General features: G+C 42.5%; 12 protein-coding genes and 1 riboswitch. Of the genes, 6 read left to right on the top strand and 6 right to left on the bottom strand.

What is annotated here, in order from left to right:
* Positions 1-14 precede the first annotated feature (14 nt).
* Complete coding sequence (locus tag U0R10_RS00590) at positions 15-1,826, bottom strand: glycosyltransferase (RefSeq protein WP_377981735.1); 1,812 nt, start codon at positions 1,824-1,826, stop codon at positions 15-17.
* Positions 1,827-1,830: 4 nt separating this feature from the next.
* The gene (locus U0R10_RS00595; RefSeq protein ID WP_377981736.1) at positions 1,831-2,766 is read right to left on the bottom strand and encodes a N(4)-(beta-N-acetylglucosaminyl)-L-asparaginase; all 936 of its coding nucleotides are present in this window, start codon (positions 2,764-2,766) and stop codon (positions 1,831-1,833) included.
* Between the two features lie 129 nt (positions 2,767-2,895).
* Between U0R10_RS00595 and U0R10_RS00600 the strand changes: the two genes are divergently transcribed.
* From U0R10_RS00600 to smpB, 4 genes are all read left to right on the top strand, one after another.
* Complete coding sequence (locus tag U0R10_RS00600; RefSeq protein WP_377981737.1) at positions 2,896-5,325, top strand: penicillin acylase family protein; 2,430 nt, start codon at positions 2,896-2,898, stop codon at positions 5,323-5,325.
* 1 nt (position 5,326) lies between these two features.
* Positions 5,327-5,671 carry a hypothetical protein gene (locus U0R10_RS00605; RefSeq protein WP_377981738.1) on the top strand — a complete coding sequence of 115 codons (345 nt, stop codon included), beginning with the start codon at positions 5,327-5,329 and terminating at the stop codon, positions 5,669-5,671.
* 68 nt (positions 5,672-5,739) lie between these two features.
* On the top strand, positions 5,740-6,324 hold the full coding sequence (locus U0R10_RS00610) for an OmpH/Skp family outer membrane protein (protein ID WP_377981739.1): 585 nt from the start codon (positions 5,740-5,742) through the stop codon (positions 6,322-6,324).
* Positions 6,325-6,384: 60 nt separating this feature from the next.
* Positions 6,385-6,846, top strand: a complete 462-nt coding sequence (gene smpB, locus U0R10_RS00615; RefSeq protein ID WP_377981740.1) for an SsrA-binding protein SmpB — start codon at positions 6,385-6,387, stop codon at positions 6,844-6,846.
* Here smpB and U0R10_RS00620 read toward each other — a convergent pair.
* The 3 genes from U0R10_RS00620 to U0R10_RS00630 are packed head-to-tail and all read right to left on the bottom strand — an operon-like array spanning position 6,836 to position 8,680.
* Positions 6,836-7,378, bottom strand: a complete 543-nt coding sequence (locus U0R10_RS00620; protein ID WP_377981741.1) for a CopD family protein — start codon at positions 7,376-7,378, stop codon at positions 6,836-6,838. The two genes, smpB and U0R10_RS00620, sit on opposite strands and share 11 nt — an antisense overlap.
* A complete protein-coding gene (locus tag U0R10_RS00625; protein WP_377981742.1) occupies positions 7,378-8,112 on the bottom strand; it encodes a polyprenol monophosphomannose synthase in 735 nt (244 codons plus the stop codon). Before U0R10_RS00625 ends, U0R10_RS00620 begins: the two co-directional genes overlap by 1 nt.
* Position 8,113: 1 nt before the next feature.
* Positions 8,114-8,680 (bottom strand): DNA-3-methyladenine glycosylase I, encoded by a 567-nt coding sequence (locus U0R10_RS00630; protein WP_377981743.1) that lies wholly within the window; start codon positions 8,678-8,680, stop codon positions 8,114-8,116.
* Positions 8,681-8,780: 100 nt separating this feature from the next.
* Positions 8,781-8,975, top strand: a riboswitch (cobalamin riboswitch).
* A gap of 72 nt (positions 8,976-9,047) precedes the next feature.
* Here U0R10_RS00630 and U0R10_RS00635 point away from each other — a divergent pair.
* On the top strand, positions 9,048-10,985 hold the full coding sequence (locus U0R10_RS00635; RefSeq protein ID WP_377981744.1) for a TonB-dependent receptor plug domain-containing protein: 1,938 nt from the start codon (positions 9,048-9,050) through the stop codon (positions 10,983-10,985).
* Here U0R10_RS00635 and U0R10_RS00640 read toward each other — a convergent pair.
* Complete coding sequence (locus tag U0R10_RS00640; RefSeq protein WP_377981745.1) at positions 10,982-11,467, bottom strand: DUF4833 domain-containing protein; 486 nt, start codon at positions 11,465-11,467, stop codon at positions 10,982-10,984. The genes U0R10_RS00635 and U0R10_RS00640 overlap by 4 nt on opposite strands.
* 229 nt (positions 11,468-11,696) lie before the next feature.
* On the opposite strand from U0R10_RS00640, the gene U0R10_RS00645 reads away from it, so the two are divergent.
* A complete protein-coding gene (locus U0R10_RS00645) occupies positions 11,697-12,173 on the top strand; it encodes a ribosome maturation factor RimP (protein WP_377981746.1) in 477 nt (158 codons plus the stop codon).

Below are 12,173 nucleotides of genomic sequence, written 5' to 3' on the forward strand. Positions count from 1 at the left end.
CAAAAACTGATACTCTATTTCCGGCGTTTCATCACCGCAAGCTCATGTGCCGTGTCGTAATACCCACGAAGATTTGACCAATCAAACGTATCCGCAATACTCTCCACGCGATTCCGTTGCATGATGCGATCTCGCTGACTTTGTTGGACGAATTTGAAAAGTAAATTGGCCAATTGCTCTGCGGATTCTTGATAGTTCTGCGTTTTACGATTCACCACACTCACTCCCCATTGCTCATAATCACGCATAATTTGCATCATGTAATCTCCAAAACCCGACAGGTCAGACGTAACCGTAGGCACACCACGCGCCATACATTCCAATGGCGTATAGCCCCAAGGTTCATAGTACGAAGGAAAAACTCCTAAGTGACAACCACGAACAAATTGGCCATAATCAAGTCCAAACAAAGGATTGGTCGAAACTATAAAATCAGGATGGTAAACCACCTTTACCTTATCTTCTGCATGGTTCAATAATTGCGTCCGATGTAAATTGCGAATGATGTCATCCTCCTGTTTAAGTAAATGCGTGACAACTTTAGGACGCGCATTTGTTTTCCAAGTTTGAACGGTTCGGCGTAAACGTAATCGCCAATATTCCCCCACAAAATCATTTAAATCAGGCAGCGTTAAATCCTTGGAGGCAGCGGAGGCTTGAAATAATTTCTCGCCAACTTCCTTTTCAATCGCCTGGCAGTTTTCGCGAATTTCGTCTAAGACGGCGCGGGAATGTAAAACTTCTGGATCGATGGAATGGTAAGGCTGCTTGGTGATAAAAAACATAATCACCGTCTTGCGCGACCCAGATTCTTTCATTTTTCGATTCAAGATCTCTAACGCATCCAATGTCAAATCGTATCCTTTATTCGAATATTCAAACCGTCCCGAAGTGAATAAATATAAGGTTTGATCCAGGTCAAAGGGTTGATTCTGGAAAAAGTGACCCATCACAAAATCTGAAATCCGTTTTTTGTAAAGTGAATGTAAGTTTTGGTGCTCGTGTAAGGCCGCAAAACGCTGAATATTCAGACCATTTGGCAAAATTAATTCAGGTATTCTACCCAAAAATGCCACACATTCTTTGGCTGTAATATCAGAAACTGTGGTTAATACATCCGCTTTTTGTGCGGCTGCCCGTTCGAAAGAAGCTTGCGCCTCAATCCCATAATGTTTGGCTTCTTTATGCCAATCAAAGGTGTCCAAGACATCATAAAAGTTGGGCACATTTCCAGCTAAATACCGTCCCAGCATCGTAGCATGGGTCGTAAATACCGTAGAAATTTTTACTTTTTCTTTGCGTAAATCTGGAATACAAGTTGACGCCATCCATTCGTGAAAATGGACAATGATGTCTTTTTTGGCCTTGTTTTCAACGGCCAACTGGCCTAAAAAAAGACGAATTAACTCCCCGAAAATGATGGTTTGATTGACTAACTCCTCTACGCCAAGTGTGGAGATTTTGTGGTTTTCCCAAATACGACCTTTGACGATATCTACCTCTTTCATCAGAGAAGCTAAATCGAAAAGGACAATCTTGGGTTTTCCCGTGATGAGCCAGTTTCCGTAATGAACCTCCATGCCTTGAGCGCGCATCCAGGCGATTGCTCGACCCACAGGTGTTTCTACATCGATGGCTAAAGGTTCAAATTCCGCCGCGGCAGTTTGCTTGAAATAGGGTCCGAGTAATAAATAGTCTTGCTCCCATTTCTCGACCATCGCCGGGACTTTGGTTCGAATGACGGTATAAATACCGCCCACTTGGTTACACGTCTCCCAAGCAACTTCCACTAAAAACTTCTTCTTTTCGGTAACTTTTCTTTCCATAAGTCTAGGACATGTAATAGCCACTCTCAATCACTTGGGTGACGCCATTTTTCGTAATAGTGAAATTAAACCCTTTTTGGATAGAATAAGCACCGTATTCGCCTTTTTTGTTCAAGGCCAAATAGCCCACTTGAAATTCTTGGTATTTATAACGTTTCACAATCCGCATGATAGCCGCCTCACAGGCTTGTTGGGGCGACATCCCTTGCCGCATAAATTCAACAATCAAAAAGGAGCCTAAGGTCTTCATGACAAATTCTCCTAATCCTGTGGCACAAGCACCGCCAACCTCATCATCACAAAAAACGGCCCCACCGATAATCGGCGAATCGCCCACGCGGCCATGCATTTTAAACGCCATACCACTCGTGGAACAAGCCCCTGCGATTTCACCTGATTTTCCAAGGGCTAATAAACCTATCGTATCATGCCGCTCAATATTAACTTTCGTTTCATATTTGGATTCCTTTTTCCATGCCTCCCAAGCCTTTTTAGATTTCTCCGTGAGCAAATTTTGTTGTTTAAACCCTTGAGATAAGGCAAATTGTAAGGCTCCAGCACCTGATAACATGACATGCGGCGTCTTTTCCATCACTGCGCGCGCCACCGATATCGGGTGCATAATACCCTCTAAAAACGTAACAGACCCCGCATTTCCCAAGTGGTCCATGATGCAAGCATCTAAGGTAACATGACCATCTCGATCAGGATAACCGCCATACCCAACTGTAGTTTCTTCTGGATTTGCTTCAGGCACCCAGGCGCCAGCTTCGACGCCATCTAAGGCTTTACCCGTCTGCATGATTTTATCCCAGCCTGCTTTTGTTCCTGCCTCATTTTTCCACGTAGCAATAATGATTGGTTCGGAACTTGGATTGGTGGCCAACGTACTTGCGGCCCCCATCAGGCCTGCGGATTGCAGAAATTGTCTTCTTTTCATGTATAAACTCAGTTGACTTATTTTTAATTAAATTAAAATATTTGTTGGTTGTGTGACAATTGCGTAAAATTGCCCTTCTAAAAGTAAAAAAAATCTTAGAAAATTTATCGTTCATCATCAACCGTTTCTATGAACCTAGTTAAAAAGGTATTCCCACTGCTCATTACACTTTGTGTTACATACGTTTTGTCGAACTCCTGGGGGACGATACCACCTTTTGGGAAATTCTTAAGTCCGTTTCATGGTTTTTGGGTAAATGCGGAGGCGCCGGAAACAGGTGAGCCAACGGACGAAAATTTACAAATTCCTGGTCTTCAAAAACCCGTAAAGGTGGTTTATGATGAAATGGGAATTCCGCATATTTTTGCTGAAAATGATCACGATTTGTATCTGGCGCAAGGTTATTTAACTGCCAAAGATCGTTTATGGCAAATGGAGTTTCAAACGCATTTTGCTGGGGGACGTATTTCCGAAATTGTAGGCGATAAAGGACTAGCTTCCGATCAATTTCAGCGACGCATGGGTTCTGTTTATGGGGCTGAACAATCTTTTGAGGGAATGAAAGCTGACCCTCAAGCTAAGGTTGCCTTGGAAGCCTATTCGGATGGAGTGAACGCCTACATAAATTCACTTGATGAGCGTAATCTACCGCTGGAATATAAATTATTGAATTATTCACCTGAACCTTGGTCGCCTATTAAAAGTGCGCTATTCTTAAAGAATATGTCTTTTGTGCTGGCTTCAGGAACAGATGACTTGAAAATGACAAATATTTTACGCCAATATGGGCGTGAAGTTGCAGAAGATCTTTTCCCAAATTACCCCTTCGAAGAAAGCCCAATTATTCCTTCAGGTTCACCTATCGATTTCAAACCCGTGCCTATTCCTGCAAGTCCTAAGGATTTTATGGGCCTAGGCAGTGCTATGAAAACACCTGAAAAAGACCCCAATATAGGATCTAATAACTGGGCCGTTTCAGGTAATAAAACAGTTTCAGGTATGCCGATTTTGGCAAATGACCCCCATTTAACGTTATCACTTCCATCGATTTGGTATCAAGTGCAACTCGTTGCCCCAGGCGTCAATGTATATGGTTCGACCATGCCAGGAACGCCGAATGTGATTACAGGTTTCAACAAAGATATCGCATGGGGTGTAACGAATGTGGGTTCTGATGTGCTCGATTGGTATCAAGTAAAATTCAAAGACGCTTCCAAACTTGAGTACTGGCACGGCGGTCAATGGAAAAAAACCAAACTCCGGATTGAAACCTTCAAGATCAAAGGCAAAAAAGATTTTGTTGATACGGTATTCTTTACCCACCACGGTCCAGTCGTTTATTTGAGCCATGAAAAAGCGTTCAAATCGAATATCCCCGTTGGCCATGCGCTCCGCTGGATCGCACACGAAAAGTCACAAGAATTAACCACCTTTTACAAACTAAATCGCGCTAAAAACTACGCAGATTATACGGAGGCGCTTACTTATTATTCCGCACCTGCTCAGAACTTTGTGTTCGCAAGTAATGAAGGAGATATTGCTCTTTGGGTCAATGGCAAGTTTCCGCTCAAGTCGAAATTGCAAGGGAAGTATTTGATGGATGGGACGGATCCGGCTGCCGACTGGCAAGGATTCATTCCTCAAGCGCACAATCCACACGTGAAAAACCCGGTACGAGGTTTCGTTAGTTCAGCGAACCAATTTTCAACCGATCCTGCGTATCCATATTACCTGGGCTGGCAATATGCCCCATCTGAACGTGGCCGACGAATCAATGAGCGCCTAGCGGCCATGAGTAAAATTACGGTAGACTCCTTGCGTGGATTACAAAATGATAATTATAACATTCGGGCACGTAAATTATTACCCTTATTATTAGCACAAGTAGATTCCAAAGACAAGGCTTTAGACGAGTTAAAGCGTTGGAATTTGCAAAATTCAGCCGAGTCCGTAGGAGCAACTATTTTTGAAACATGGGTGCTTACTTTGCAATCATTCCTTTGGGATGACGAATTTGACTCAGATGAAAAAGTACCTATGAACCGTCCTGCCATGGATCGCACCATTCATTTAGTTGAGCATGAAGGAGCTGCACGCTGGTGGGATAATGTGAAAACGAAAAATAAAAAGGAGACGATGCGGGATATCATTTCCGGATCATTTCAAGCTGCTTTGGATACTTTGAAAAAGCACCATGGTCCCCTGGGAGCTGAGTGGGCTTGGCATAAGCAAAAGGAAACAGGTGTGCGTCATTTAATTCCGGGAATGGATGCGTTAAGCCGACTCCACATTCCAGTTGGCGGTGGCGGTTCAATCGTCAATGCCACGACCACACGGACGGGTCCATCCTGGCGTTTTATCGTGGAGTTATCTAAAAAAGGTACGCCGAAAGGATTTGGAATTTACCCGGGTGGTCAATCCGGAAATCCGGGAAGTGCGCACTATGATGATTTAATTGATACGTGGGCAAAAGGAGAATTGAAACCATTGCTCTATTTGGATCAACCGACCCAATCATCAAACCGTATTCGTAAAAAATTAACTTTATCTGTTCAATAGTATGAAATATTCGCTTGGATTAATGCTTGTCATTGTTGTTGTAGGAGCCATAATTGGCATGTATCTGCCTTGGTATGCGATGGGTATTTCTGCTGCTATCATCGCCTATGTATTGGGCATGAAAACAAAAGGCTCTTTTTTAATCGGTTTTGCCGCTGGATTCATATTATGGGTATTGGCAGCCTATTATACGGCATTGGGACATCCGAGTACCCTCCCAAGTCGGATGGCATCGTTGCTACCATTGAAAGGCCAAGTTTCTCTTTTATATATGGTGACCGGAATCATAGGTGGTTTAACAACCGGATTATGGGTTTGGGCTGGCGCTCGTTTAAGACAGAAATAATAAAATTTTAGGACAATCAATTTTGACCTTGTATATTTACCATTCTTTAAAAATAAAAATTTAATCTCGTGAAAAATCCAAGTATCGCTTACGTTTGGTTAGCCATTTTGACAATAGCAGTAGGCTATTCATTATTTAAGCCAAGCACAAGTGGAAGTGCAAGCGCAACAACTGCAGACGGTAAGCGCATCGTATTTGTTAATTCCGATTCGTTATTAACGAACTACCAGTTTTACAAAGACGCACAAAAAGAATTTGAAAATAAAGGATATCGCTTACAAGTTGACCTAGGCCAAAAAGAGCGTGCATTGCAAGCTGAATTGCAAGCGATCCAACAACGTGCTGAGGCGATGACGCAAGCGCAATTACAAGCTGCTGACATGACCTTGAAAAAGAAAGGTGCTGAATTGCAACAGTATTCACAGCAAAAACAAGCCGAATTAGGGCAAGAGCAAGCGAAGAAAAACGAAGAGTTGTACAACAACATCCGTGAGTACATCGCTAAAGTGAATAAAGAAAACAAATACGAATTCGTATTGGGTTATTCGAAAGTAGGTGGCGGTATTTTATTCGCTGACGCTTCAGTAGATGTAACTCAAAAATTAGTAGACGGTCTTAACAAAGAATACGCAGCTAAAAAAGGCGATAAGTAATAGATAACTCGTGTTAAAGGCCACGCAGTTTTTGCTGTGTGGCTTTTTTGTTTTTAATCCATGGCCAAAGAAAAAATTCAAAAACAAGTCGAAATTAAAAACCGACGCGCATCCTTCGAATATGCATTCTTGGATACGTTTACGGCTGGCTTGGTATTGACTGGCACGGAGATTAAATCGATCCGACAAGGCAAGGCGAATTTGACAGATGGCTATTGCGTTTTCTTTCAAGAGGAGCTGTTTGTGCGCAATATGCACATCTCAGCCTATGATGAGGGAACCCACTATAACCATGATCCACTCCGAGATCGAAAATTATTATTGTCTAAACGTGAATTAACGAAGCTGCAAAAAGAACTCAAAAATGTTGGCTTGACGATTATTCCCACCCGCCTGTTTATTTCAGATAAAGGCTATGCCAAATTGAATATCGCTTTAGCCAAAGGAAAGAAGACCTTTGATAAACGAGATGACATTAAAGAGAAAGATGTGAAACGCGATATGGATCGCGCTATGCGTTAGATCGGTATTTTCGAACCACCTTCACAGCTGCCATAATGACGATGGCAAAAATTACAAACCCCAGCAATATCTGCGTTAAATCCGTAGTGTTTTTCGTTACCACGAGAAAGACTACCGCCACAAGGAGGATGGTTGCGATTTCATTGAACAAACGCAATTGAGGACCTGAAATGATGAATTTACCCTGTTGAAATTGGCGGATGAAATGCCGACAAACAAAATGGTAGATCGTGATCCCCACAACGAAGGCTAATTTCAAATGAAGCCAGGTGTGTGCCGCAAATGAATCCCACCAGGAAAGGTAAATGAGGCTCAATCCTGTAATCCATGTTAAAAACATGGCCGGAATCATGATGGCATTAAATAGCAGTTTCTCCATTTTGGAAAACTGAGCAGATAAAATAGCTTTTTCGTTGGGTTCTTTACTTTGAGCTTCCGCATGGTAGACGAGTAAACGCGGCAGATAAAATAAGCCTGCAAACCAGCTGATTACGAAAATAATATGTAAGGATTTTAGAATTGAGTAGTCCATTACGATGCTTGGTAACGCTTAAACAAACTGCTAATTTTCATCTGGATAACACCAAAAATCGCTTCTTGAAATATATTGGCTGACATCTTACTCGTCCCTTTTGTCCGGTCTGTAAAAATAATAGGCACCTCAGTCATCTTAAATCCATACTTCCAGGTCGTGAATTTCATCTCTACTTGAAATGCATATCCGATGAACTTGATTCGATCTAACGGAATCGTTTCCAATACATTTCTTCTGTAGCAAACAAAACCAGCTGTTGCATCTTGGACGGGCATGCCTGTAACAAATCGAACGTAGTGTCCTGCAAAATAGGACATCAATACACGCCCGATAGGCCAATTAACCACATTGACCCCATTGATATAGCGCGATCCAATGGCCATAAATGCACCTTTTTCGTGACAGGCATCATACAAGCGAACTAAATCATCTGGATTGTGCGAGAAGTCGGCATCCATCTCAAAGATATATTCATAACCATGCGCCAATGCATACTTAAAACCAGCAATGTAAGCCGTTCCTAACCCCAATTTTCCTTTGCGTTCGAGCAGATGAATTCGATTTGGGTGTTGAGTTTGTAGGCGCTTAACTTCTGAAGCAGTTCCATCAGGTGAGCCATCGTCGACAATCAATAAATCAAAAACAGGCTCCAAACTCAACACCTTTTCGATGATGGCTTGGATGTTTTCGATCTCATTGTAGGTCGGTATGATGACGATCCTTGAATTCATTCTATTTGTTAGCGTAACAGAAACAACTGGTTATATGGTCATTCACTAAGCCGGCGGCTTGCATAAATGAGTAGCAGATCGTGGGGCCTACAAATTTAAATCCCAATTTCTTCAATTCTTTACTCATTCGTTCCGATAACTCGGTACTTGCAGGCAAAGCCTCATGTGAAGTGAAATGATTTTGGATGGGCTGATCGTTCACGAAAGCCCATATAAATCGGTCAAAGCTACCAAATTTTTCCTGAATTCGAATAAATGCCTGCGCATTCGTCCGGACAGACCAGATTTTAAGTCGGTTTCTTATAATCAGCGGATTTTCTAGTTGGCTTATTAGCGATTCTTCCGTCCAATTCGCCAGCACACGATAATCGAAATGCTCAAAAGCTTCCCTAAAAAATTCCCTTTTGCGCAAGATGGTAATCCAAGATAAACCGGACTGAAAACCTTCTAAACAAAGTAACTCAAAAAGGGCCTGATCGTCATGCAATGGCTTCCCCCATTCATGGTCATGATAGGCTTGATAAAGTGGGTCATTTCCAGGCCAAAGGCATCGGTTTATAGTTTCCATGGGGTGAGGTTTAGGCTGCAAAGAAGAGAAATTATTGGGAATTGACAGAGTAGCAATTTGATAAATTGGAATAAAAATCAAGTTCTAGATAAAAATGACTAAGTTTGTGTCAGTTTAAGGTGTATCAAACCATCCGTGGTTTGCTGCTTAATAGGGAATCCAGTGAGAGGCTGGAACTGTCCCCGCAACTGTAAGCTTTCAAAATGCTTTTCAACCTCATGTCACTGGCTTCGGCTGGGAAGACTGAAAAGAATCGGAAGTGAGTCAGGAGACCTGCCTTGAATGATCCTTGACCCTGTTTTACGGAGGATGAACTGGGGTCGAGCGTTCGATTACCTTTTTATCTTCACGCCCTTTGGGCAAAAAAATGTTAAAATTACCATCAGCGATTGCAATCGCTACTTTATTCCTGTATGGGTATCATTCCACGCTTGGACAAACAACATCCTTTTCCGATTCTACATTAGCCGAAGTTCAAGTAACGGCCAGTAAGTTTCCTGCCAAATTAGCGCAGACTGGAAAAGTCGTTTCGATTATATCGCGCCAACAAATTCAAGCGAGTTTAGGTAAAGGTTTAGGGGAATTGTTACAAGAAACGGTTGGCATTTCTGTCGTAGGTTCTCGAAGTGCGCCAGGCACGAACCAAGAAATCTATGTCCGCGGGGCAAATACGGGCCATGTTTTATTATTGATTGACGGATTTCCAGCGAATGACCCTTCCCATATTTCATCGGTCATGGATTGGAATTTAATTAATTTGGCAAATTTGGAGCGGATTGAAATTATGAAAGGTGGCCAGTCAACGTTATACGGGTCGGATGCCATGGCAGGTGTGATCAATTTGGTGACGGATCGCTCTAGTAATACCATTACGTTGCAGGGTGGGGGCCTTGGGACTCATGCAGAATCGATTACGCTTCAGAACAATGCAGGAAAATTTCATTTAGGTGTTTCTGCCCAAAATATGAGTACCAATGGTTTTTCTGCAGCAGCAAATCAATCTGAAAAGGATGGATTTAATCAACAAAATTTGCGGATTCGATTAGGTAGCTCGGTGGGTAAACGGAATGATTGGGATTTGAGTTATCAAGGTGAAAAATACCGGGGCAACTTAGATGCGGGCCCATTTACGGACGATTTGGATTTTACCTCTAAAGCAACCAATCATGCGTTTCGTGGTCAATGGCACACGCAGTTTACAAACGGTGATTTGTTTTTACGCGCATTTCACGATGTGACCCAACGGAATTTCAGGAATGATTCCTTGTCTATACCTACTAACGCCTATTCTAACTACAGTGAATCCAATTATGAGGGTACAAATCAAGGGGCTGAGGTATATGCCAAATGGCGTCTTCCATTTGGAATCACAGGCTTATTGGGGTCTGAGTTTCGGTATCAAGCATCGAATCAATCTGATTTTTCTATCAGTGCTTATGGTCGGTATGACTCGCCTGAGATTAATGCAGACTTAGCCAATATACAGCTTTGGGGTAATTATGTAACTCTACAAAAGCATACGGATCGGGCAGGTTTGGAGGCAGGAGTTCGCTGGAATACGCACTCTCTTTTTGGGCAATCGCTTACCTATCACGTAAATCCGTACTGGACATTTGCGGCGAAATCTAAGGTATTTGCCAATTATGCGACGAGTTTTAAAGCACCTTCGTTGTATCAATTGTATTCCCCCTATGGAAACAAAGCATTAAAGCCGGAATATGGCGAAACGTGGGAAGTAGGTATCGAGCAATCCATCGGTAAGTGGTCTGGTAGGATTGTTGGCTTTCAAAATGACGTTCGAGACGGCATTGTGTTTCAGTCCATGAATGAGGAACCTTATGGCCGCTATGCAAATTTTGCCAAACAACAAACGCGTGGCATCGAGGCTGAATTCAAATTTACGTCAGCTAAATTTTCTGCCACAGGATCGTATACCTATTTAAGAGGCAATATTCAAAGTATTGTGGGCACTACGGATTCAACCTATTCTTCGTTGATTCGCCGACCAGCACATCAAGTTTCCCTGCGTTTATCGCAGCAAATTGGGCCTAAACTAATGCTCAACTTGTTTACGCAATATGTGGGGGAACGTCGCGATTATTATTTTGATGATGCGACGTATGCCACGCGTGGGGTTGATTTAAAGGGCTATGTTTGGATGGAGATGCAGGCCTCGTATACATTATCTAGCCACTGGAAAATACAGGTGATGGCCAAGAATATGTTAAATCAGGAAATCGTGGAGTTGGTAGGATATTCGGGGCAGCCGCTCAACGTGCAGTCGAGTTTAATCTTTCGCTTTTAAGGTTTAAAGCGTTCGTAAACATCTTTTCCTGTCACAACATCTTTGCCAAACAGCTCGATGTAGTTGACCGATGGCATCAAATTAGTTTCATCGACACTGACATACACCCGTTTAAGTATGTTCAGTTTGTTGTTGATGGGAAACAAGGCTATGGGATTTCCTTTGGCATCTAATTTGACAACAAATTTCCGTTTGCGATAAGCTAGGAAGTAGCCTTCGAAGGTATTGTGTTCGGCTGGAATAGGGTTGGTATAAAGTCCATAGGCGAGGGTTCGCTGGATGGTTGTCAGTTCCTCTTTCTGTCCTTGTTCATCAAAACGAATCCAGTAGGTATAAACGGGTCTTTTGGGATTCAGTGATTTGTTGGGTAGCAGATTCGCGTCATACACAACGGTATTTGCATTGGAGCTACGTTGAATATAGAACAGTCGGTTGGTTGAATGAGCTGGGGTAGGGAATCGGTCAAATTTCGCATGGCTCATAAATGCGAAAAATAGAAGTTGAAAAAATAGCCAAACTGACCGATACATAATCGCTTAAAAATTGGATTGCAAGTAACGCTTTTTTTTAATGAATTAGGCGCTTGTTTGTGTCGATTCACCTGCATAAGGTATCTATATCTTGGTTTATTGAAATATTTACCTATCTTTGCATCGGAAATTTAAGAAAGAAGAGGGGTTTTTAATCCCTCTTTTTGTTTTCAGTGCATTGATGGCAGATATAAAAACAAAGATTAACGCGTGGATTGAGGAGTACATCGGTGCAGGTCCCATCTTTTTGGTTGACCTACAGGTGACTACGGGAGCTAGACGTTCTTTAGTGACTGTATTGGTCGATACGATGGAGGGGGTGACGATTGAGGAATGTGCCTTGATGAGTCGGAAATTGGGTCATCATATTGAGGAGCAAGCATGGATTGAGGAGGCCTATAATTTAGAGGTTTCGTCACCGGGCTTGGATTTTCCGTTGACACATGGCTGGCAGTTTGAGAAAAATGCGGGTCGTAAAGTAAAGGTTTGGTTGAAGGAGGGAGATCCGGTTGTTGGGGAATTGCAGGGTCATACGGCTGATGCGATTCAGGTTTTGACTGAGAAGACAGTGAAACATCGCGTTGTTGTGGCGAAGGAACCTTCGTGGTTTCCGTTGCAGACGGTGGATAAAATAAAAGTTCAAGTATCATTTCAATAA

Origin of the sequence: Aquirufa avitistagni (genome assembly GCF_042715545.1) — a bacterium.
GTDB lineage: Bacteria > Bacteroidota > Bacteroidia > Cytophagales > Spirosomataceae > Aquirufa > Aquirufa avitistagni.

Excerpts from the sequence above, each read along its gene's own strand:
- U0R10_RS00590 (WP_377981735.1), bottom strand. The coding sequence starts at position 1,826 with ATGGAAAGAAAAGTTACCGAAAAGAAGAAGTTTTTAGTGGAAGTTGCT.
- U0R10_RS00595 (WP_377981736.1), bottom strand. The coding sequence starts at position 2,766 with ATGAAAAGAAGACAATTTCTGCAATCCGCAGGCCTGATGGGGGCCGCA.
- U0R10_RS00600 (WP_377981737.1), top strand. The coding sequence starts at position 2,896 with ATGAACCTAGTTAAAAAGGTATTCCCACTGCTCATTACACTTTGTGTT.
- U0R10_RS00605 (WP_377981738.1), top strand. The coding sequence starts at position 5,327 with ATGAAATATTCGCTTGGATTAATGCTTGTCATTGTTGTTGTAGGAGCC.
- smpB (WP_377981740.1), top strand. The coding sequence starts at position 6,385 with ATGGCCAAAGAAAAAATTCAAAAACAAGTCGAAATTAAAAACCGACGC.
- U0R10_RS00620 (WP_377981741.1), bottom strand. The coding sequence starts at position 7,378 with ATGGACTACTCAATTCTAAAATCCTTACATATTATTTTCGTAATCAGC.
- U0R10_RS00625 (WP_377981742.1), bottom strand. The coding sequence starts at position 8,112 with ATGAATTCAAGGATCGTCATCATACCGACCTACAATGAGATCGAAAAC.
- U0R10_RS00630 (WP_377981743.1), bottom strand. The coding sequence starts at position 8,680 with ATGGAAACTATAAACCGATGCCTTTGGCCTGGAAATGACCCACTTTAT.
- U0R10_RS00635 (WP_377981744.1), top strand. The coding sequence starts at position 9,048 with ATGTTAAAATTACCATCAGCGATTGCAATCGCTACTTTATTCCTGTAT.
- U0R10_RS00640 (WP_377981745.1), bottom strand. The coding sequence starts at position 11,467 with ATGAGCCATGCGAAATTTGACCGATTCCCTACCCCAGCTCATTCAACC.
- U0R10_RS00645 (WP_377981746.1), top strand. The coding sequence starts at position 11,697 with ATGGCAGATATAAAAACAAAGATTAACGCGTGGATTGAGGAGTACATC.